Source organism: Pseudoduganella sp. R-43 (assembly GCF_049913255.1).
Classification (GTDB): domain Bacteria; phylum Pseudomonadota; class Gammaproteobacteria; order Burkholderiales; family Burkholderiaceae_D; genus Rugamonas.
Map to the genome: position 1 here is coordinate 344,117 of NZ_CP183988.1, position 19,580 is coordinate 363,696.

A 19,580-nucleotide genomic window follows, 5' to 3' on the forward strand; every position below is an offset into this window, starting at 1 on the left:
AGTGCAAAGCAGTTTTGACCAGGCAGCGATTGATGCCGTTTATCGTGTAATTGCCGAACGGCGCGACGTGCGCCACTTCGTACCTGGTGCAATCGATGAAGACCTCCTCATGCGCCTGTTAGCAGCGGCCCACCAGGCGCCAAGTGTCGGCCTGATGCAGCCCTGGCGCTTCATCCGCATCGAGAGCCCCGAGCTGCGCGAGCAGATGTATCGGCTGGTTGACGAAGAGCGCCGGGCCACCGGCGCCGCTCTTGGCGACCGCAACGAAGAGTTCATGCGGCTGAAGGTCGAAGGCATCCGTGACTGCGGCGAAGTGCTGGTGGCAGCCCTGATGGACCATCGCGAAAAGCACATCTTCGGCCGCCGCACCTTGCCCGAAATGGACCTGGCCTCGGCAGCCTGCGCTATCCAGAACATGTGGCTGGCCGCCCGCGTGGAAGGCCTTGGCATGGGTTGGGTCTCGCTGTTCGACCCGCTCAAGCTGGCTGCCTTGCTGGGCATTCCTGAAGGCGGCAAGCCGGTCGCCATCATCTGCCTCGGGCACGTCGCCGGCTTTTATCCCAAGCCGATGCTGGAACTCGAAGGATGGGCCATGCGCGGCAAGCTGGCCGACCTGGTTTATACCGACAGGTGGCAGGATAACAACAGTGCATAGCGTATAATCGCCGCCGTTTGGTGCCTCGCGCGCGTTCAAGCGTGCAGTTAAACGGGAAACACATGGCCGTGCTGGTTCAGCCGGCAGGCCAGGGTGTGCTGCCCCCGCAACGGTAAGCAAGCATCGTTCTCCAACGAAGGCCGTCTACACAAGCCACTGTGCGCAAGCATGGGAAGGCAAGACGGTTTGCCTTGCCAGCCCGGATACCGGCCAGACAGGTGGTGCACGCATCGGCGACGATGCGCGCGCTGTTCGGTCGCGCTCACGGGGAGGTGGGCGGGATTGCCGATTCAAACATCCATAATGAAAAAGAAACTGATCCCCATGGTCGCGGGGGCCTTGTGCGCTGTCGCGCAGGCACAAGAGCAAGAGACACCAGCCAGGGTGTACGTCGTTGGCCATCACTATGACAATGGCATTCGCACTTCCGACGCTGCCAGCGAAGGAACCATCACTTCGGCACTGATCGCCAACCGGCCTGCATTGCGGCCCGGCGAGATCCTTGAATTCGTGCCGGGCATGATCGTCACCCAGCACAGCGGCGACGGCAAGGCGAACCAGTACTACCTGCGCGGCTTCAACCTGGACCACGGTACCGACTTCGCCACCTTCGTCGACGGCATGCCGGTCAATATGCGCACGCACGGCCACGGCCAGGGCTATACGGACCTGAATTTCCTGATTCCAGAACTGGTTGGCCGCATCCGCTACCGCAAAGGCCCCTATTACGCAGACGAAGGCGATTTTGCATCGGCCGGCGCCGCGCATATGGGCCTGTCTGATAAGCTGAACGAAAATTTTGCATCGCTGACCGTCGGCGCGGATAACTATCGCCGCGGCGTAGTGGCGAATTCCACCGAGGTTGGCAACGGCAACCTGCTGTATGCACTCGATTTCGGCCACAACGACGGCCCTTGGCAGATGCCGGAAGCGTTCCACAAATCGACGGGTGTGCTGCGATACAGTTCGGGCAACAGCGCGGAGCGTTTCAGCATTACCGGCATGGCGTACAAGGCCGGCTGGCACGCGACCAGCCAGATCCCGCTGCGCGCGGTACAGGACGGACGGCTGGATGAATTCGGTGCGGCCGATCCGAGCGACGGCGGCCGCACCGCGCGCTACAGCCTTTCCGCCGAGTGGCGCAAGCGCGCGGGCGACACGCTGACGGAGGCGCACGCCTATCTGGTACGCAACGATCTCTCGCTGTACAACGACGTCACCTATTTCCTCGACGATCCGGTCAACGGCGACCAGGTGCTGCAGACGGAACGCCGCAAGATGACGGGTTTCGACCTGACCCAAACCTGGTTCGGTCAACTCGGCCAACGCTCGATGGAGAACAACATCGGCGTGCAGGGGCGCTTCGACCGCATTGCGCCAGTCGGGCTGTACGCAACGACGCAGCAGCAGGTGCGGCACCCGATCGCCGAATCGCGTGTTACCGAAGCGAGCATGGCCGCATGGTTCCAGAACACAGTGCAGTGGACGGACTGGCTGCGCTCCATTGCCGGCGTCCGCTACGACAGCTACCGCTTCAATGTCGGCAGCTCTATCGCGGAGAACAGCGGGAAGGTGAACGATCACATTGCATCACCCAAGATCTCCCTTGTGCTCGGGCCCTGGAGCAAGACGGAGTTCTTTGTGAACTACGGAGAAGGCTTCCACAGCAACGATGCGCGCGGTACCACGGCACGCCTGTCGCCACGCGAACGCGAGCCTGTCGATCCTGTCACGCCGCTGGTGAAAACGCGCGGTGCGGAAGTCGGCGCCCGCAGCGAGTTCGTGACCGGCCTGCAAAGCTCGGTCGCACTGTGGCGCCTGCGTTCCGGGTCCGAACTGGTATTTTCCGGCGATGCCGGCGACACGGCGCCGAGCCGAGCCAGCAAGCGTTCCGGCGTCGAGTGGAACAATCACTACGCCGCGACCAAGCACCTGCTGCTGGACTTCGACCTGGCCTATTCGCGTGCGCGCTACACCGAGTTCGACGCCGCCGGCGACCGTGTGCCGGGCGCTGTCGAGAAGGTGGCTTCGTTTGGCGCAACGCTGAACGACATCGGCCCATGGTCCGGCGCGTTCCAGCTGCGCTATTTCGGTCCGCGGCCGCTGATGGAGGACAACAGCGTTCGCTCGTCCAGCACGGCTATCGCCTACTTGCGCACCAGCTATCGCTTCGACCGCCGCTGGCAGCTGACGGCCGACGTGTTCAACCTGTTTGACCGCAAGGCGAGTGATGTCGACTACTACTACGCCTCACGCCTCGCGGGCGAACCGGCAGAAGGCGTGTCCGACATCCACTTTCACCCCGGCGAACCGCGCACGGTGCGTTTGACTTTGCGCGCCGTGTTCTGATCCGCCAGCCCGGCCAGATATGCGCACAGCATATCGGCCAGGCCGCCAGCGTAAGCCTTGATCTCCTTATCGGTACGGGGTTCCTGGGAAAACTGCTGGCCGACGGCGCTGAGAGTATCCATCACCAGGTCGCTTGCCAAGGTACGCTCCGCATTGGTGGCATTGGGCAGCACCTGGTCGATAAAAGTCCGGAACATCCGATCGCCGGAGGCTTTGGTTTCGATGGCCTCTGGCGCGTCGCGGTAAAGCGGCGCCGCGTCGTTCAGGGCCGTACGCACCGACGCTTCTTCACATTCCGAGCGCACAAAGGCATACACCAGCTTACGCAAGCGCTCCAGCGGCGGCTTCGCTGCATCCTGCAGGATATCCGACAGCATGGCCGACGTTTGCTGCCACTCGTCGCTTTGCAGGCGAAACAGGATCGAAGCCTTGTTGGGGAAGTACTGGTAGATCGAGCCCACGCTCACGCCCGCGCGCTCCGCCACGCGCGTTGTGGTGAAGCGGCGGGCGCCTTCTTTCGCCAAAACCTGAATAGCTGCCTGCAGAATTGCGCTGACGAGGTCATTTGAGCGGGCCTGTTTTGGCCTTCTTCGCGAGGAAACACGGGCGTTTTTGCTATCGGTCATGGCGGGTCCTGGGAACGCGAATATGAAATGTGAAGGATTATTCATATTATTCCTGCTCTTACACAAGAAAGGAATACCCAATGATTACCCTGACTTCCGCACCTGTCGCGCCCCTGCTGAACCGCCTGTTTGACGACGCCAAAAGCACACGGGTGCCTGCTATCGCCGCCTTCGCCGCACTGCCGGAAGAGGAGCGCGTGCGCATCATGAGCAGCAAGACCGGCTATCGCGAAATCTACGCGGACCTGAAAGACGCCGCGATCCCGGTGTCGCGCGAGACGGGCCTGCTGCTGTACATGTTGGCGCGCAACGCCAAGGCAAACGTGATCGTCGAATTCGGCACCTCATTCGGCATCTCGACCCTGCATCTGGCGGCAGCACTGCGCGACAACGGCGGCGGCCTGCTGATCACCACGGAGTTCGAGCCATCCAAGGCACAGCGCGCCCGCGAGAATCTTGAGGCAGGCGGCCTGCTTGACCTGGTTGAAATCCGCGAGGGCGACGCACTGGAAACTCTGCGCGCCGGCTTGCCGGAACAGATCGATCTACTGCTGCTTGATGGCGCCAAAGGCCTGTACTTCGACATCCTGCGCCTGGTGGAACACCGCCTGCGTCCCGGCGCGCTGATCATCGCCGACAATGCAGATTACTGCCCTGAGTACATGTCGGTGGTGCGCGAGCCGGACGGCGACTACCTGTCCTTGCCGTTGCCCGGCGACGTTGAACTTTCGATGAAGCGCAACTAAGTCACGAAGCGTCCGCCCACTCCATCGAGCGCTGCACCGGGGAAGTAGCGGCTCAGGCGACCGGTATTGCAGAGGGACTTGTGCTTTCATTTGATCGCTGTCGCCGCAGCCCTGATTCTGATCAGCTATTCCCCGAACAGGATAGCGACATGCCGTAGCAAACGCATGCCAAGACATGGGCACCGACGTGGTCGTCTAAATACCCGCTTCGGGTTCGTGGAAAAAAAATTGATCATAATCGATCTTTTGCGTCATAAATGATCGTGTTTAACCTATAATTTATTTTATTATTGATCGCTTTAAATCGATCAAGTTTGAGCTAAAATATCGATCATGATCGATATTTTTACACTCGCATGGACATCAAAAAGTTACAACTTGGACAGTTAAGCGAGGCCTTGCGAGGTGTTCACATTCCTCCGCGCCCACCTGTTGGCTGGATTCAATCAATTCGCAAAACGGTAGGAATGACCACCCGTCAACTAGCGGAACGCATGGGAGTTGCGCAAAGCACGGTCGTGGCCATGGAACAGTCGGAAAAAGGTGGCACGATCACATTGGACAGTTTGCATCGTGCTGCCGAGGCATTGGATTGTGAGTTGCGCTATGTTTTGGTTCCTCGTCAAGAGTTGCAAACCAAGGTCGAACAACAAGCGACCATCGTTGCGAAGAGAAACATCGCGAAAGTTGCTCACACGATGAGCCTGGAGAATCAAGAACCGTCGGATAAATTCAAGAATTCCTTGCTGAACGAAGAAAAGGAAAGAATCATGAGAGGGCGCTGGGGCAAGCTATGGGACCGCTAGGCGGATCGCACGCCCCCGGCGCCACACCAAACGATCCGGATGAGGTAGCAGGCCTGATCCCTAAACACATCACCACCCGTGGAGAGCTCGACGAATGGGAAACATCGAATATCTTAGCGGGGAGAAATTGGGCGTTTAACAACCGCTATCGCGGCGACATTCTCTCTGAGGACTATGTACGAAAACTGCATAAGCAGATGTTTGGCAAAACATGGAAATGGGCTGGCACATTTCGCAACACTGAGAAATCGATTGGTGTCGATCCGGCACGAATTGCAGTGGACCTACACAATCTACTCGGCGACGTGAAAACTCAGCTCGAGTTCAGTTCGTATCCTCTGGACGAGATCGCCACTCGGCTACATCATCGTCTCGTCTTGATCCATCCATTTCCGAACGGGAACGGTCGCCACGCTCGGCTTCTCACAGAGGTCTTCCTGCAAGTGAATGGCGCTGCGCCATTCACTTGGGGACAAGTCAACTTGAACGCCGCATCGGCAACACGTTCTGCTTACATCGCTGCACTACAAGCGGCTGACGCGCGCGATTACGCTCCCTTGTTGAATTTCGTAAGGTCATAATCCTCATGCTGACCAAATTTGGTCGGCATGAGGTTAGGCGGCACGGCGAGCTGAATATGTCGTGGCGATTATTCGACAGTCACAGATTTCGCCAGATTACGTGGCTTGTCAACGTCGGTACCGCGTGCGAGGGCTGTGTGATAGGCCAGCAGCTGCAGCGCAACCACGTGCAGGATCGGCGACAACTGGCCGTAGTGTTCCGGCAGGCGGATCACGTGCAGGCCGTCGCCTGAGGTGATGCGCGAATCGACGTCGGCGAAGACGTAGAGCTGGCCGCCGCGGGCGCGCACTTCCTGCATGTTCGATTTCAGTTTTTCCAGCAGCGCGTCGTTCGGGGCGATGGTCACCACCGGCATTTCGTCGGTCACCAGCGCCAGCGGGCCGTGTTTCAGTTCACCGGCTGGATAAGCTTCCGCGTGGATGTACGAAATCTCTTTCAGCTTCAGCGCGCCTTCCAGGGCGATCGGGTAGTGCATGCCGCGGCCCAAGAACAGGGCGTTTTCCTTGCGCGCGAATTCTTCGGCCCAGGCGATGATCTGCGGTTCCAGCGCCAGCACGGCGGCAATGGCGGAAGGCAGGTGGCGCATGGCTTTCAGGTGTGCAGATTCCTGTTCTTCGGTCAGCAGGCCATTCACTTGTGCCAGGCTGAGGGTCAGCAGGAACAGGGCGGCGAGCTGGGTGGTGAAGGCTTTGGTCGATGCCACGCCTACTTCAACACCGGCACGGGTGATGTAGGCCAGTTTGCACTCGCGCACCATGGCGCTGGTGGCCACGTTGCAGATGGTCAGGGTGTGCTCCATGCCCAGGCTGCGCGCGTGCTTCAGCGCGGCGATGGTGTCGGCGGTTTCGCCGGACTGGGAGATGGTCACCACCAGGGTCTTAGGATTTGGCACGCTGTCGCGGTAACGGTATTCGGAGGCGATCTCCACGCTGACCGGTACTTTGGCGATCGATTCGATCCAGTACTTGGCGGTCGATCCGGCATAGTAGCTGGTGCCGCAGGCGAGGATCAGCACGCGGTCGATTTCCTTGAAGACCTTGTAGGCGCCGTCGCCGAACAGTTCCGGCATGATGCCGGTCACGCCTTCCAGCGTGTCGCCGACCACGCGTGGCTGCTCGAAGATTTCCTTCTGCATGAAGTGGCGGTATGGACCCAGTTCCGCCGCGCCGGTGTGGGCGTGCACAGTCTTTACTTCGCGCTGCACCTGTTTGCCGTCGACGTCGACGATCCAGACGCGGCCCAGTTGCAGGTCGACCACGTCGCCTTCTTCCAGGTAAATGATCTGGTCGGTGGTGCCGGCCAGCGCCATGGCGTCGGAGGCGACGAAGTTTTCACCCTGGCCGATGCCGACGATCAGCGGCGAGCCCTGGCGCGCGGCGACCACGCGGTGCGGCTCTTCGCGGCAGAACACGGCGATGGCGTAGGCGCCGTGCAGGCGCTTGACGGCGTGCTGCACGGTGTCGAACAGGTCGCCGTTGTACATGTGGTCGACCAGGTGGGCGATCACTTCGGTGTCGGTCTGGCTGGTGAAGACGTAACCCAGGGCGGTCAGTTCGGCGCGCAGTTCGTCGTGGTTTTCAATGATGCCGTTGTGGACCAGGGCGATGCGGGCGGCCGACTCGCTTGGCGAGAAGTGCGGGTGGGCGTTGTGCGAGGCTGGGGCGCCGTGGGTGGCCCAACGCGTGTGGGCAATGCCGGTGAAGCCGTTCAGGCCACCTTCGTCGATCTGCTTTTCGAGGTCGGCCACGCGGGAGGTGCTGCGGGAGCGCTGCAGTTTGCCGTCCAGGTGCAGGGCGACGCCGCACGAGTCGTAGCCGCGGTATTCCAGGCGCTTCAGGCCTTCAACCAGGATGGGGGTGATATTGCGCTGGGCTACAGCGCCGACGATACCGCACATACGCGACCTCATTCTTTAAAAGTTAATGGATGCATGCTAGAGCAGGCACGAAGAAATTTGCTTTCTCATTTCTCTGTACTGTGAAAGAATATTTCTCAGTGCAAGCATGTAGAAATATTCTTTCAAATTATGGACTTTGATGAAATTGATCGTCGCATCCTCAACGCTTTGCAGAAGGATGCCTCCCAAACCAACGCTGAACTGGCTGCCGCGGTGCACGTGTCTGCGCCAACCTGCTTGCGCCGGGTCAAGCATTTGCGTGATTCCGGGGTCATAGAACGGGAGGTTGCCCTGGTTGCCGCGGATAAGGTCGGGGCGCACCTGACGGCGGTTGTGGAAATCTCCCTGGATATCCAGGCCGCTGAGCGGATGACGGAATTCGAGGCGCTGGTGGCGCCGGAACCGGCCATACTCCAGTGCTATCGCGTCTCTCCCGGGCCGGATTTCGTGCTCATCGTGCAGGTGTCGGACATGCCGGCCTACCATGCATTGGCCCACCGTTTGTTCGCCGGGCAGGCCAATGTGCGCAATGTCAAAGCCTACTTTTCCACTTTCCGGAGCAAGTTCGAGACCAGCATTCCGGTCTGAGCCAGTTATCCCGGTTTATACCGGGCTAAGCACAGGCTTATACACATCTTTTTCCACACCACCGCGCCGCTCCGGCGCGGTTATCCAGCGATACGCACCGCATATCCTCGCGTTTTCCGCAGGGTTTCCCACATCCTTATCCACAGTTTTAAGTTATCCGTGGTTGTTAGCCGGTATTCCCCAGGCTTTTCCACAGACGCAGTGCAACCGCGCGCTGTGTGGATAATTTGCGCGTGTCAGCCGCCTCTTATCCAAGGCCTGTCCCATGGTTTTCAGGCGGAATTGCACCGGCTTTTACACATCTTTATCCACAGCGCTAGAATGGGGCATGAACTACCTCGCACATATCTACCTGGCACGCCATAGCGAGGCGGCCATGGTCGGCGCTATGCTGGGCGATTTCGTCAAAGCGAACGGCGGGGATCACTACGCGCCGGAGATCGCGAATGAGATCGCGCTGCACCGATTTATCGACTCTTTCACGGATAGCCACCCGGTAGTGACCGAGGCCAAAAGCTTGTTCACGGAAGGCCGGCGGCGTTATGCGGGCATCGTGCTGGACGTGTTCTACGACCATATCCTGAGCCAGCGCTGGGACGAATACTGCGAGGAGCCGCGCCAGGAACTGATCGAGCGCTTCTACGGCGCCCTGGCGGCGCATGAAGGGCAGTTGCCGGAGCGGCTGCGCGAAATCCTACCCAAGCTGATCAAGCAGGACTGGCTGGGTGCTTATGGGGAGTTCAGCGGGGTCGAGCTGGCGCTGACCCGCATGTCGGACAGGTTAAGCCGGAACGGCCACCTGCTGCGCGAGGGCATCGGGGAAGTGCAGCAGCACTACGAAGCGATCGCCGATGGTTTCGATCGCTTCTTCCCCGAGCTGGTGAAATTTACTTACCAGCGCCGCCGCCAGTTCTCGGTTGCTTAGGTCTTCTTTACCTTCACTGGGCGCTTCCAGCCTTCAACCGTCAACTGTTTAGGGCGCGAGATGGTCAGCTTGCCGGCTGGTGCGTCCTTGGTCAGCGTCGTGCCGGCGCCGATGGTCGCGCCTGCGCCCACGGTTACAGGCGCCACGAGCTGGCTGTCGCTGCCGATGAAGGCGTCGTCTTCGATCACGGTGCGGAACTTGTTCGCGCCATCGTAGTTGCAGGTGATGGTGCCGGCGCCGATGTTCACGCGCGAACCGACGGTAGCATCGCCCACGTAAGCCAGGTGGTTTGCCTTGCTGTGCGCGGCGACCTGGCTGTTCTTGATTTCGACGAAGTTACCCACATGGACGTCTTCACCCAGTTCGGTGCCAGGGCGCAGGCGGGCATAAGGTCCGATCTGGCCCTTGTCGCCGACCACCGCTTCTTCGATATGGGTAAAAGCCTTGATATTGGCGGCGGCGCCGATCTTCGCGTTAATCAGCACGCAGTTCGGACCGATGGTTGCGCCCTCGCCGATTTCGACCTTGCCTTCGAAGACGCAGCCAACGTCGATTGTCACATCGCGGCCACAAGTCAGCTCGCCACGCACGTCGATACGCGCAGGGTCGGCCAGGGTCACGCCTTTGTCCAGCAGGCAGTTGGCGACATTGCGCTGGTAGATGCGTTCCAGTTCGGCCAGTTGGGCCTTGCTGTTCACGCCCAGCACTTCCCACGCTGCGGCAGGGTGGGCCGAGACGACTTGCACGCCTTCTTCCACCGCCATGGCGACGATATCGGTCAGGTAGTACTCGCCTTGCGCGTTTTCGTTTTTCAGCTTGCCCAGCCACTGCTTCAGCTTGGCGGTCGGGATCACCATGATGCCGGAATTGATTTCCTTGATCAGGCGCTCGGCTTCTGTGGCATCCTTCTCTTCAACGATGCGCTGGATCGCTCCGCCCACGCGAACGATGCGGCCCAGGCCGAACGGGTTGTCCTGCACCACGGTCAGGATGCCCAGCTTGTCCTTGCCGGCGGCTTCGGCCAGGCGTTTCAGGGAAGCGGCGGAAGTCAGCGGCACGTCGCCATACAGCACCAGGGTTGGCTGGTCGTCGTCGAGGTGCTCCAGGCCTTGCTGGACAGCGTGGCCGGTGCCGAGTTGCGGTTCCTGCAGGGCGGCCGAGATTTCGGTGCCGGGAACGGCCTTGTGCTTGTCCAGCGAAGCCAGCACCGCTGCGCCGCCGTGCCCGTAAATGACGCACAATTTAGCCGGAGACAGGCTGCGCGCGGTGTCGATGACGTGGGACAACAGAGGCTTGCCGGCTACGGGATGCAAAACTTTTGGCAGCGCCGACTGCATGCGCTTACCCATGCCGGCGGCGAGAATGACGACGTTCATAGACCGTAGTTTTCTTGTGTGAGTTAAAAGATGAAAAAGTTTAACACGTGCATCGTGCTGGCTTTTGCCCTTCTGCTCGCAGCATGCAGCTCCCTGCGGCTGGCTTATAACAACGGCGATACCTTGCTGTACTGGTGGCTCGACGCCTACGTCGATTTCGACAGCGAACAGAAGGCGGAGGTCAAGCAGGATATCGACGAATTTTTCCGCTGGCACCGCAAGACCCAGCTTCAGGACTATGTTCAGTTCCTGCAAAAGGCCCAACGCCAGTTGCGCGGCAACCCGACGCAGGCCGACCTGATGGCCGACTATGTGGATATCCGCGACCGTACCGAGGCGCTGCTGCTGCGCTCTGCCCCCGATATCGCGGAGCTGGCGCTGTCGCTCAAGCCCGAGCAACTCGCCGGCATGGAGAAGAAGTTCACCAAGAACAATGTCAAATTCCACAAGGAGAACATGAAGGGCGATGCCCAGGACCAGAACAAGTTCCGCTTCAAGAAGTCGATGGAACAGTTCGAACTATGGTTCGGTGGTTTCAGCGATGAGCAGGAAGCCATCATCCGCAAGACCTCCGACGCGCGGCCGCTGGATAATGCGCTGTGGCTCGACGAGCGTATCCGGCGCCAGCAGAAGATCATGAACCTGGCGCGCAAGATCATGACCGAGCGGCCGAGCAAGCAAGTGGCCACGCAGTGGGTCGAAGAATTGATCCGCTCGGGCTTTGACCGCTTGGACGCATCTGAACGCAAAGCCTTCTTCGAGAACTATACCCAGTCGACCGTGGAACTTGTCCACACCGTCGTGCGCATCACTACGCCAGAGCAGAAAGCCCACGCGCAAAAGCGCATGGAAGGCTGGATCAAGGACCTGAATACCCTTGCGGCGCAAGTGCATTAAGCCTTGGCGCCCAGACGGCATGAGATAATGCCGGCCATGCAAAAAAAGAAAGTCCCCAACCAGGTCCGCATCATTGGCGGCGACTGGAAGCGCACGCCATTGCCGGTGCTGGAAGCACTAGGCCTCCGCCCAACGCCAGACCGCGTGCGCGAAACCGTCTTCAACTGGATCAACCACCTGCACGATGCCGCCTGGAGCGACACCCAGGTGCTGGACCTGTTTGCCGGCAGCGGCGCCCTCGGTTTCGAGGCCGCCAGCCGCGGCGCGGCCAAGGTCACCATGGTTGACGCCAACAGCGCCGTCGTGCGCCAGCTGGAAGCCAACCGCGAAAAGCTGAAAGCCACCAATATCGCCATTCAGCGCGGCGACGCCTTGGCGACGGCGCAATCGCTGGCCGGCCGCGGCGCCAGATTCGACCTGATTTTCCTCGACCCGCCTTACCAGCAAGGCCTGCTGGAGCGCGCGCTGCCGCTGTGCCGCGCGCTGCTCAAGGACGGCGGCCTGGTTTATGCCGAGGCGGAAGCACCGCTGGCCTTCGACGGCTGGGAAGTGGTGCGTGCCGACAAGGCGGGCATGGTGTACTACCACCTGCTTCAGGCATTGCCTGAAAATGAGGCATAATTCTTCTTTGTCCTAAGCCAAACGCATGGAGTTGCAATGGTTGTAGCAGTTTATCCGGGTACTTTCGACCCGCTGACCCGGGGTCACGAAGACCTGGTGCGCCGCGCATCGGGCCTGTTCGACACACTGATCGTCGGCGTGGCCGATAGCCAGAACAAGCATCCGTTCTTCACGCTTGAAGAACGGCTGGAAATTGCCAACGAAGTGCTGGGCCATTATCCAAACGTCAAAGTCGAGAGCTTTTCCGGCCTGTTGAAAGACTTCGTGCGCGAGCACGATGCACGCGTGATTGTGCGCGGCCTGCGCGCCGTGTCCGACTTCGAGTTTGAATTCCAGATGGCGGGCATGAACCGCTACATGCTGCCGGATGTGGAAACGCTGTTCCTGACCCCATCCGACCAGTACCAGTTCATCTCGGGCACCATCGTGCGCGAGATCGCAGAGCTTGGCGGCGACGTATCCAAGTTTGTTTTCCCGTCCGTCGACCGCTGGCTGCGTAAAAAGATCGCAGCGCGCAAGGGCGAATAAGAGAGTAATGCCATGGCTTTAATGATTACCGACGACTGCATCAATTGCGACGTGTGCGAGCCCGAGTGCCCGAACGACGCGATCTACATGGGTCCGGAGATCTACGAAATTGATCCCAACAAGTGCACCGAATGCGTCGGTCACTTCGATGAACCGCAGTGCCAGCAGGTCTGCCCGGTCTCTTGCATTCCATTTAATCCAGATTGGCGGGAAAGCAAGGAGCAACTGTTGGCAAAATTCGAGAAATTGCAGGCAGATAAGACCTGATGCCTCCCAAAAAGGGTAGCTCTGCGGTATATTGCTACTTGATACAAACGGAGACAAAATGAGTATTACTCGCCGTAAACTTTTACAAACTGCTGCCGCCGCCGCTTTCTTGGCCGCCAGCAGCCTGCCCGCATTTGCCGCCGAAGTAGCGGGTGTCAAATTCCCCGAAACGGTCAGCGTAGCCGGCCATGACCTCAAGCTGAACGGCGCCGGCGTGCGCACCAAGCTGGTGTTCAAGGTCTACGCGGTAGGCTTTTACCTGCAAGAAAAGAAAACCACCGTGCAGGACGTGCTGAGCGTTGGCGGGCCGCGCCGCATTCGCATCGTCGCCATGCGTGACCTGAGCTCGGACGACTTCGGCATGGCCTTCATGAAGGGCCTGAACGACAACGTCAGCCCGGAAGAACGCACCAAGCTGCTGCCTCAGACCAAGGCTTTCGGGGAGATTTTTGCCCAGTTCCCTGGACTGAAGAAGGGCGACGAGCTGATCGTGGACTGGAACCCTTCGACCGGCTCCCAGCCGTTCCTGAACGGGAAGAAGGTCGGGGAAACGCTGCCGGACCAGGCGTTCTTCAACGCCATCATGCGCATCTGGATCGGCAACAAGCCGGTTGATTCTTCGCTGAAACCGAAACTGTTGTCAGGCGCGGAAAAACCAGCCCCAGCACCGGAAACGAACTGATTGCTGCGCTGCGGAAGGCTTACGCGCGGCAGGCCATTGCTCGCAGTTCTGCGACGTGGCTAGGCGAGCCTTCCATCGAATTCAGCATACGCTTGAACATCATGGTGTCGCGCATCAGGCGACGTTGCAAGCGTTCCTCTTTGCTCAACTTTGGCTTAACGACAAGCACGGCAGCGCGGGCGATACCACGCAGCAGCGGCTTGAACACGAATGCCAGCGCCAGCGCCAGGATCACCAGCGGCAGGTACTGTGCAAATTCGATGATGTTAATGTAAGTAGACATGGCTGTTTCTATACCTTTAGAATCTATTGGTACTATAGTGCGCCGCAACATATAACGCCAATTCCGTTTCTCCATAACAATCATTATTGGTGTGAATGACCGATGAGCTTTCTGACCCTGGACCTGAATCTGCTGCGCGTTTTCGACGCGGTAATGACTGAGCAGAACCTGACGCGCGCTGCCGGCCACCTGGCCATGACGCAGCCGGCGGTGTCGAACGCCATCAAGCGCCTGCGCGAAAGCCTGGGCGACGACTTACTGATCCGCACGGCCTATGGCGTAAAGCCGACGCCCAGGGCGGAAGCGCTGTGGCCCCAAGTCCGCAGCGCACTGGCCTCGCTGGAAGCTGCGGTGACGCCGGGCACGTTTGACGTGTCCAAGACCCATGCCACGTTCCGCATGGCGATGGCCGATGCAACGGCCGCGTTCTGGCTGCCTTCCCTGATGCGCTCGATTGAACGCGAAGCGCCAGGCGTGAACATCCGCATGGTACCTTTGACAACGCGGGAGCCGCGGCCGATGCTGCTGCGCGGGGATATCGACCTGGCGGTCGGCTTCTTCCCTGGCGTCGCAGCGCAGTTGATGAGCGAACCGAGCTCACCGATTCGCCATGAACGCCTGTATTCCGGGATTTACGTGGCCGTGATGCGGCGCGGGCACCCGCTGGCCAAGCAAGACCTGACGCTGGATAACTACTGCGGGGCCAACCACCTGCTGGTCAGCTTTTCCGGCCGTGCGCATGGCCTGGTCGACGAAGCGCTGGCGCAGATTCAGCGCGAACGCCGCATCCTGCTGACGGTGAACCAGTTCTTCACCGCTGGCCGCGTGGTGGCCAATAGCGACCTGATCACCGTGTTGCCGAAGCACCTGATCGCCTCCACTGGCATGACAGATGCGCTGATCTACAAAGAGCTGCCATTCCAGCTCCCAGCCGTACACCTGGACATGCTCTGGCACGAACGCGACGCCCGCAGCCCAGCCCACAAATGGCTGCGCAGCCACCTCGAGAGCATGAACTCGGTCGCCCAGAAGACCGCCCCCGGCACCAATCCCAAAAACGACACCTACTAAGCCTACAGCCGGGCTCGTGTCACACCATGGGGTCACACCCCAAGTGTGACACGGCCTCATCGGCTGTTTGGCAGAAAACGGTCGATTGCCCTCGCGACTGTCCGTATTGATACTCCGAAGTGGTTTGCGATTTGCTCGCGCGTGTAGGCGCTGGTTTGAAACGCACGCGCCATGGCTTCGTCGCGGTCTTGGTAAATCGAAGCGAAGGCGATTAAGGATTGAGCATCTTCCGATTGCGGATTGGGACGTTCTTTATGAAAGCGCAGTGGATCGGGTAGATCGATCCCGTTCGCGACGAATTCCTGGTAGGCGGCGACTCTTTGGCTCCGGTCGCCTGATCCAAATTGCGAGAGCAGCCAGCTGGTTTCGAGCCAACCTGGCGCATCGTCAAGGGCGAGATAGTACCGATGACTGCTCCACGGCCAATCGGCGGCATCATGTACGAGTTTTGCCCGTACGGGATTGAGACTGATATAGCGGGCCACTGCGAGCATTTGCTCACTTCTTGCCACGTTGACCGCGTGGAAGCGGCCTTGGATAACGTGGCCGGTTAATCCGTGCCGATGGTTGAAGTGCTGGCAGTATGAGGAATTCAGCTGAAGCATAGCGGCCGACAAATTGGCTTGAACCGTTTCTATCAACAAATGATAGTGGTTCGGCATCAGGCAAAAGGCATATACCTTAAGCTCGTGCTTGTCCACGGTTTCAGACAATGTGTCGAGCCAAATCAGGTGATCGCGCCGGTCATGATAAATGGCAGCACGACGATTCCCACGCGAAGTTACGTGGTAGATCGCTCCAGGAAATACGATGCGTGGGGCGCGGCTCATAACTGCAACGCTAGCATCTGAACATGCCGTGCATGCTGACGAAAATCAAACAGTTGAGCCCGTGTCACACTTGGGGTGTGACCCCAAGGTGTGACACGAAGTGAGCCGTAGTTAGGCGTCGAGGGTCATCAGGCTGGCGTTGCCGCCGGCGGCGGTGGTGTTGACGCATAGGGCGCGTTCGGCAATCAGGCGCCACAGCGGGATGTCGCCTTCTTCCGTCGTGTCGATGACCGATACGATCGCTCCGTCGCGTGCGGCCAGTTCTGGGCGCAACTTGGCGCCGAGGCTGGATTCCACCAGGGCGATCTGGAAGTCGGCTTTTGACATGTCGGCGGCGGCTACTGTCTGGATCACGGCTTTTACGTCTCCTGGCAGGTCTGCCGGCAACGAACCATCTACTATCAGGGCGCGATTGCCGGTCGACAGGGCGGCTGCAATCTGGTTCAGCAGCACGTCGGTGTGCGAGGCGAAGCAGGCGATATTGCCGCGTGGGACGTAGGCCAGCGTATTGCGCTCACCGGTCGGTCCTGGCAGGACCGTCAGGCTGCCCACTGGCGTGGTGCGTGCGTAGCTTTCGATATGCGCTGCGAGGCGGCTCTTGCCTTGTGCCTTGGCCCATGCTGCCAGCGAGTCGATTGCAGGCAGCCCCTGGCGCTCATGGCGCTCTAGCGTGACGGCGCCGCGCAGCAGGCGCTTCAGGTACAGCGGGCCGCCGGCTTTCGGGCCAGTGCCGGATTTGCCTTCGCCGCCGAATGGCTGCACACCCACCACCGCGCCGACGATGTTGCGGTTGACGTAGATGTTGCCTACGTGTGCGCTGGAGGTGATGTAGTCGATCGTTTCGTCGATGCGCGAGTGCACGCCGAGGGTCAGGCCAAAGCCGCTGCCGTTGATTTGCTCGATCACTTTCGGGAGTTCGGAACGCTTGTAGCGGATCACGTGCATCACCGGGCCAAACACTTCCTTGGTCAGCTCGGGCAGGGAGCTGATCTCCAGCACCGTCGGCGGCACGAACGTTCCGGCGTCGGCGCCTGGTACTTCCAGGGAGAAGCTGGCCTTGGCGTGGGCGCGTACTTTTTCGATGTGCGATAGCAGGTTTTGTTGCGCTTCCTTGTCGATCACTGGGCCGATGTCGGTCACCAGGCGGTCTGGCGAGCCGATTCGCAGCTCTTTCATCGCGCCTTTCAGCATCTTGATTGTCTTGTCGGCGATGTCTTCTTGCAGGAACAGCACGCGCAACGCGGAGCAGCGCTGGCCAGCGCTGTCGAAGGCTGACGAAATCGCGTCGCCGACCACTTGTTCCGGCAGCGAGGAGGAGTCGACGATCATCGCATTCTGGCCGCCGGTTTCTGCGATCAGCGGGATGTCCACATTTTCAGCAACCGAGCGCTTGGCCAGGGTACGGTTGATCAGCTGCGCCACTTCGGTGGAGCCGGTGAAGATCACGCCTTTTACGCGGGTGTCGTTGCACAGGCCTGCGCCAACCACTTCGCCGCGGCCTGGCAGGAATTGCAGCGCTGCGCGCGGTACGCCGGCTTCGTGCAGCAGTTCTACTGCGCGTTGCGCGATCAGCGGCGTTTGTTCGGCTGGTTTTGCCAGCACCACATTGCCCGCTGCCAGTGCTGCGGCGGCCTGGCCCGTGAAGATCGCCAGCGGGAAGTTCCATGGGCTGATGCAGGTCACAGGGCCCAGCGCCAGCGTGTTGGTGCTGCCGCGCACTTGCACTGCGTAGTAGCGCAGGAAGTCGACTGCTTCACGCACTTCGGCAATTGCGTTCGGCAGCGATTTGCCGGCTTCGCGCACGGCCAGCGCCATCAGCTCCAGTTTGTGGGTTTCGAACAGGTCGGCGGCACGATCCAGGCAGGCGGCGCGTTGCGATGGTTCGGTGGTTTGCCAATCCATGGCGAATTGGCTGGCTGCGTTCAGGGCGTTGTTGACGTCATCTGCAGTGGCTTCGGTCACCGAACCTACGACGTCGTCCTTGCGGGCTGGGTTGATGACAGGTTGCGCAACCTGGCCAGCAATGGCGTCAACTGCGAGCAGCGGGCCGGCGGTCCAGCTGCGCGGTTGTGCCAGCGCCAGCGAAACTTCGCGCAGCACGTCCTCGTTCGACAGGTCGATACCGGCGGAGTTCTTGCGTTCTGCGCCGAACATGTCCAGCGGGAGTGCGATGCCGTTGTGCGGTACGCCATTCAGTTTGCGTGCGGCTTCGATCGGATTGGTGATCAGGGAGTCAACCGGAATGCTTTCGTCGACGATCTGGTTCACGAACGAGGAGTTGGCGCCGTTTTCCAGTAGGCGGCGTACCAGGTAGGCGAGCAAGGTTTCATGCGAGCCGACCGGTGCGTAAATGCGGCAAGCCTTGTCGAGGTTTTCTGCGCCGACCACCTGGTCGTACAGGGTCTCGCCCATGCCGTGCAGGCATTGGAATTCGTAGCCGTTGATGCCGTCGCGCTTGGCCCAGGTGTAGATCGTGGACAGCGTTTGGGCATTGTGGGTGGCGAATTGCGGGTAGATCACGTCGCTTGCTGCCAGCAGTCGCTGTGCGCAAGCCAGGTACGATACGTCGGTGTAAACCTTGCGCGTATAGACCGGGTAGCCAGGCATGCCATCGACCTGGGCGCGCTTGATCTCAGCATCCCAGTAGGCGCCTTTCACCAGGCGCACCATGAATTTGCGGCCGCTGCGCTTTGCCAGGTCGACCAGGTAGTCGATCACGAATGGGCAGCGCTTCTGGTAGGCCTGCACCACGAAGCCGATGCCGTCGAAGCCTTCCAGTTCAGGATTGAAGGCCATTGCTTCCATCAGGTCCAGGGACAGCTCCAGGCGATCGGCCTCTTCGGCGTCGATATTCAGGCCGATGTTGTAGCCCTTGGCCAGTTTGACCAGGGCGGTGAGGCGCGGCAGCAGTTCGGTCATCACGCGTTCGCGCTGGGCGCGGCTGTAGCGCGGGTGCAGTGCGGACAGCTTGACGGAAATGCCTGGACCATTGCGGATGCCGCGGCCATTCGATGCCTTGCCGATGGCGTGGATCGCCTTTTCGTAAGCGGCGTAGTAATTGGCTGCATCGGCTTCGGTCAGCGCTGCTTCGCCCAGCATGTCGTAAGAATAACGATAGCCGCGGGCTTCGTTGTCCTTGCCGTTCTTGATTGCTTCATCGATCGTCTGGCCGGTGACGAACTGGTTGCCCAGCATGCGCATCGCCAGGTCGACGCCTTTGCGGATCAACGGTTCGCCACCTTTGGCGATCAGGCTGGTGATCGCCGAGCCGAGCCCTTCTTCGCTGGAGGAGCTGACCAGTTTGCCAGTAATCAGCAAGCCCCAGGTCGCTGCATTCACGAACAGGGAAGGCGATTCGCCCAGGTGCTTGCGCCAGTCGCCTTTGGAAATCTTGTCGGCGATCAGGCGGTCTGCAGTTGCGGAGTCAGGAATGCGTAACAGTGCTTCGGCCAGGCACATCAAGGCGATGCCTTCTTCGGACGAGAGCGAGAATTGATGCATCAGCGCATCCACACCGGAGGAACGGGTGCGCTTTTCACGAACAGCGGTTACCAGGCGCTTGGCCAGGGACTGTGCATCTTGTGTAGTTTCCGGGGAACCGACGTTAATTTGCGACAGAAGCCATTGCACGGCAGTTTGCTCGTCGCGGCGGTACGCAGCGGTGATGGCGCTGCGCAGCGGGGTGGGATCGCGCAGGATTTCTGCTTGAAGTGCGGCGAACGGAGTGGTGTTCAGATGCATGAATGTCTCTATTGGCTAGTATGTAAGAAAGCTGGGCGTTGACACAAAAACACGCCCGGCAAACCCTGTTTGCGCGGGCGTGTTGTGCAGTGCAACTAATGATTCGATTG

At 60.0% G+C, this 19,580-nt stretch carries 19 protein-coding genes and 1 riboswitch; of the genes, 13 read left to right on the forward strand and 6 right to left on the reverse strand.

The genetic code is table 11. From position 1 onward, the window contains the following. Position 1: 1 nt before the first annotated feature. Both bluB and ACN9M3_RS01600 read left to right on the forward strand, forming a co-directional pair. The gene (gene bluB, locus ACN9M3_RS01595; protein ID WP_426320119.1) at positions 2 to 655 is read left to right on the forward strand and encodes a 5,6-dimethylbenzimidazole synthase; all 654 of its coding nucleotides are present in this window, start codon (positions 2 to 4) and stop codon (positions 653 to 655) included. Between the two features lie 2 nt (positions 656 to 657). Then, positions 658 to 884: riboswitch (cobalamin riboswitch) on the forward strand. Positions 885 to 958: 74 nt separating this feature from the next. After that, on the forward strand, positions 959 to 3,004 hold the full coding sequence (locus ACN9M3_RS01600; RefSeq protein ID WP_426320121.1) for a TonB-dependent receptor: 2,046 nt from the start codon (positions 959 to 961) through the stop codon (positions 3,002 to 3,004). Here ACN9M3_RS01600 and ACN9M3_RS01605 read toward each other — a convergent pair. Further along, positions 2,953 to 3,675, reverse strand: coding sequence for a TetR family transcriptional regulator (locus ACN9M3_RS01605; protein ID WP_426320123.1), 723 nt, complete (start codon positions 3,673 to 3,675; stop codon positions 2,953 to 2,955). The two genes, ACN9M3_RS01600 and ACN9M3_RS01605, sit on opposite strands and share 52 nt — an antisense overlap. 35 nt (positions 3,676 to 3,710) lie before the next feature. On the opposite strand from ACN9M3_RS01605, the gene ACN9M3_RS01610 reads away from it, so the two are divergent. From ACN9M3_RS01610 to ACN9M3_RS01620, 3 genes are all read left to right on the forward strand, one after another. Further along, positions 3,711 to 4,376, forward strand: a complete 666-nt coding sequence (locus tag ACN9M3_RS01610; protein ID WP_426320125.1) for an O-methyltransferase — start codon at positions 3,711 to 3,713, stop codon at positions 4,374 to 4,376. A 356-nt stretch (positions 4,377 to 4,732) separates the two neighbouring features. Continuing rightward, positions 4,733 to 5,182 carry a mobile mystery protein A gene (locus tag ACN9M3_RS01615; RefSeq protein WP_426166929.1) on the forward strand — a complete coding sequence of 150 codons (450 nt, stop codon included), beginning with the start codon at positions 4,733 to 4,735 and terminating at the stop codon, positions 5,180 to 5,182. Then, on the forward strand, positions 5,170 to 5,763 hold the full coding sequence (locus ACN9M3_RS01620; RefSeq protein ID WP_426166931.1) for a mobile mystery protein B: 594 nt from the start codon (positions 5,170 to 5,172) through the stop codon (positions 5,761 to 5,763). Before ACN9M3_RS01615 ends, ACN9M3_RS01620 begins: the two co-directional genes overlap by 13 nt. A 68-nt stretch (positions 5,764 to 5,831) precedes the next feature. On the opposite strand, the gene glmS is transcribed toward ACN9M3_RS01620, so the two are convergent. After that, complete coding sequence (glmS, locus tag ACN9M3_RS01625) at positions 5,832 to 7,661, reverse strand: glutamine--fructose-6-phosphate transaminase (isomerizing) (RefSeq protein ID WP_426320127.1); 1,830 nt, start codon at positions 7,659 to 7,661, stop codon at positions 5,832 to 5,834. 129 nt (positions 7,662 to 7,790) lie between these two features. Between glmS and ACN9M3_RS01630 the strand changes: the two genes are divergently transcribed. Both ACN9M3_RS01630 and ACN9M3_RS01635 read left to right on the forward strand, forming a co-directional pair. Beyond that, positions 7,791 to 8,249: an Lrp/AsnC family transcriptional regulator gene (locus ACN9M3_RS01630; RefSeq protein WP_426320129.1), complete on the forward strand. Its 459-nt coding sequence runs from the start codon at positions 7,791 to 7,793 to the stop codon at positions 8,247 to 8,249. A 328-nt stretch (positions 8,250 to 8,577) separates the two neighbouring features. Then, positions 8,578 to 9,174, forward strand: a complete 597-nt coding sequence (locus ACN9M3_RS01635; protein WP_426320131.1) for an ACP phosphodiesterase — start codon at positions 8,578 to 8,580, stop codon at positions 9,172 to 9,174. On the opposite strand, the gene glmU is transcribed toward ACN9M3_RS01635, so the two are convergent. Next, a complete protein-coding gene (gene glmU / locus ACN9M3_RS01640; protein ID WP_426320133.1) occupies positions 9,171 to 10,550 on the reverse strand; it encodes a bifunctional UDP-N-acetylglucosamine diphosphorylase/glucosamine-1-phosphate N-acetyltransferase GlmU in 1,380 nt (459 codons plus the stop codon). The genes ACN9M3_RS01635 and glmU overlap by 4 nt on opposite strands. A gap of 30 nt (positions 10,551 to 10,580) precedes the next feature. On the opposite strand from glmU, the gene ACN9M3_RS01645 reads away from it, so the two are divergent. Genes ACN9M3_RS01645 through ACN9M3_RS01665 form a run of 5 tightly spaced genes read left to right on the forward strand, consistent with a single transcriptional unit; the run spans position 10,581 to position 13,545 of the window. After that, positions 10,581 to 11,447 carry a DUF6279 family lipoprotein gene (locus ACN9M3_RS01645; protein ID WP_426166941.1) on the forward strand — a complete coding sequence of 289 codons (867 nt, stop codon included), beginning with the start codon at positions 10,581 to 10,583 and terminating at the stop codon, positions 11,445 to 11,447. A 36-nt stretch (positions 11,448 to 11,483) separates the two neighbouring features. Further along, a complete protein-coding gene (gene rsmD, locus ACN9M3_RS01650) occupies positions 11,484 to 12,068 on the forward strand; it encodes a 16S rRNA (guanine(966)-N(2))-methyltransferase RsmD (protein ID WP_426166943.1) in 585 nt (194 codons plus the stop codon). A 36-nt stretch (positions 12,069 to 12,104) separates the two neighbouring features. After that, the gene (gene coaD / locus ACN9M3_RS01655; RefSeq protein WP_057262219.1) at positions 12,105 to 12,596 is read left to right on the forward strand and encodes a pantetheine-phosphate adenylyltransferase; all 492 of its coding nucleotides are present in this window, start codon (positions 12,105 to 12,107) and stop codon (positions 12,594 to 12,596) included. Positions 12,597 to 12,608: 12 nt separating this feature from the next. Then, positions 12,609 to 12,863: a YfhL family 4Fe-4S dicluster ferredoxin gene (locus tag ACN9M3_RS01660; RefSeq protein ID WP_426166945.1), complete on the forward strand. Its 255-nt coding sequence runs from the start codon at positions 12,609 to 12,611 to the stop codon at positions 12,861 to 12,863. A 58-nt stretch (positions 12,864 to 12,921) separates the two neighbouring features. Continuing rightward, positions 12,922 to 13,545 (forward strand): chalcone isomerase family protein, encoded by a 624-nt coding sequence (locus tag ACN9M3_RS01665; RefSeq protein ID WP_426320137.1) that lies wholly within the window; start codon positions 12,922 to 12,924, stop codon positions 13,543 to 13,545. 19 nt (positions 13,546 to 13,564) lie between these two features. On the opposite strand, the gene ACN9M3_RS01670 is transcribed toward ACN9M3_RS01665, so the two are convergent. Next, positions 13,565 to 13,828, reverse strand: a complete 264-nt coding sequence (locus tag ACN9M3_RS01670) for a hypothetical protein (RefSeq protein WP_426166949.1) — start codon at positions 13,826 to 13,828, stop codon at positions 13,565 to 13,567. Positions 13,829 to 13,930: 102 nt separating this feature from the next. Here ACN9M3_RS01670 and ACN9M3_RS01675 point away from each other — a divergent pair, with 102 nt between their 5' ends. Beyond that, a complete protein-coding gene (locus tag ACN9M3_RS01675; protein WP_426166951.1) occupies positions 13,931 to 14,899 on the forward strand; it encodes a LysR family transcriptional regulator in 969 nt (322 codons plus the stop codon). Positions 14,900 to 14,955: 56 nt separating this feature from the next. Here ACN9M3_RS01675 and ACN9M3_RS01680 read toward each other — a convergent pair whose 3' ends face one another. Together ACN9M3_RS01680 and putA are read right to left on the reverse strand one after the other, a co-directional pair. Continuing rightward, positions 14,956 to 15,729 carry an REP-associated tyrosine transposase gene (locus tag ACN9M3_RS01680; protein ID WP_426320139.1) on the reverse strand — a complete coding sequence of 258 codons (774 nt, stop codon included), beginning with the start codon at positions 15,727 to 15,729 and terminating at the stop codon, positions 14,956 to 14,958. A 111-nt stretch (positions 15,730 to 15,840) separates the two neighbouring features. After that, on the reverse strand, positions 15,841 to 19,470 hold the full coding sequence (gene putA, locus ACN9M3_RS01685) for a trifunctional transcriptional regulator/proline dehydrogenase/L-glutamate gamma-semialdehyde dehydrogenase (RefSeq protein ID WP_426320141.1): 3,630 nt from the start codon (positions 19,468 to 19,470) through the stop codon (positions 15,841 to 15,843). Positions 19,471 to 19,580: the final 110 nt, after the last annotated feature.

What these genes read in the sequence shown, in the direction of transcription:
- ACN9M3_RS01600 (WP_426320121.1), top strand. Translation starts at nt 959, where the DNA reads ATGAAAAAGAAACTGATCCCCATGGTCGCGGGGGCCTTGTGCGCTGTC.
- ACN9M3_RS01605 (WP_426320123.1), bottom strand. Translation starts at nt 3,675, where the DNA reads ATGAATAATCCTTCACATTTCATATTCGCGTTCCCAGGACCCGCCATG.
- ACN9M3_RS01610 (WP_426320125.1), top strand. Translation starts at nt 3,711, where the DNA reads ATGATTACCCTGACTTCCGCACCTGTCGCGCCCCTGCTGAACCGCCTG.
- ACN9M3_RS01615 (WP_426166929.1), top strand. Translation starts at nt 4,733, where the DNA reads ATGGACATCAAAAAGTTACAACTTGGACAGTTAAGCGAGGCCTTGCGA.
- ACN9M3_RS01620 (WP_426166931.1), top strand. Translation starts at nt 5,170, where the DNA reads ATGGGACCGCTAGGCGGATCGCACGCCCCCGGCGCCACACCAAACGAT.
- glmS (WP_426320127.1), bottom strand. Translation starts at nt 7,661, where the DNA reads ATGTGCGGTATCGTCGGCGCTGTAGCCCAGCGCAATATCACCCCCATC.
- ACN9M3_RS01630 (WP_426320129.1), top strand. Translation starts at nt 7,791, where the DNA reads ATGGACTTTGATGAAATTGATCGTCGCATCCTCAACGCTTTGCAGAAG.
- ACN9M3_RS01635 (WP_426320131.1), top strand. Translation starts at nt 8,578, where the DNA reads ATGAACTACCTCGCACATATCTACCTGGCACGCCATAGCGAGGCGGCC.
- glmU (WP_426320133.1), bottom strand. Translation starts at nt 10,550, where the DNA reads ATGAACGTCGTCATTCTCGCCGCCGGCATGGGTAAGCGCATGCAGTCG.
- ACN9M3_RS01645 (WP_426166941.1), top strand. Translation starts at nt 10,581, where the DNA reads ATGAAAAAGTTTAACACGTGCATCGTGCTGGCTTTTGCCCTTCTGCTC.
- rsmD (WP_426166943.1), top strand. Translation starts at nt 11,484, where the DNA reads ATGCAAAAAAAGAAAGTCCCCAACCAGGTCCGCATCATTGGCGGCGAC.
- coaD (WP_057262219.1), top strand. Translation starts at nt 12,105, where the DNA reads ATGGTTGTAGCAGTTTATCCGGGTACTTTCGACCCGCTGACCCGGGGT.
- ACN9M3_RS01660 (WP_426166945.1), top strand. Translation starts at nt 12,609, where the DNA reads ATGGCTTTAATGATTACCGACGACTGCATCAATTGCGACGTGTGCGAG.
- ACN9M3_RS01665 (WP_426320137.1), top strand. Translation starts at nt 12,922, where the DNA reads ATGAGTATTACTCGCCGTAAACTTTTACAAACTGCTGCCGCCGCCGCT.
- ACN9M3_RS01670 (WP_426166949.1), bottom strand. Translation starts at nt 13,828, where the DNA reads ATGTCTACTTACATTAACATCATCGAATTTGCACAGTACCTGCCGCTG.
- ACN9M3_RS01675 (WP_426166951.1), top strand. Translation starts at nt 13,931, where the DNA reads ATGAGCTTTCTGACCCTGGACCTGAATCTGCTGCGCGTTTTCGACGCG.
- ACN9M3_RS01680 (WP_426320139.1), bottom strand. Translation starts at nt 15,729, where the DNA reads ATGAGCCGCGCCCCACGCATCGTATTTCCTGGAGCGATCTACCACGTA.
- putA (WP_426320141.1), bottom strand. Translation starts at nt 19,470, where the DNA reads ATGCATCTGAACACCACTCCGTTCGCCGCACTTCAAGCAGAAATCCTG.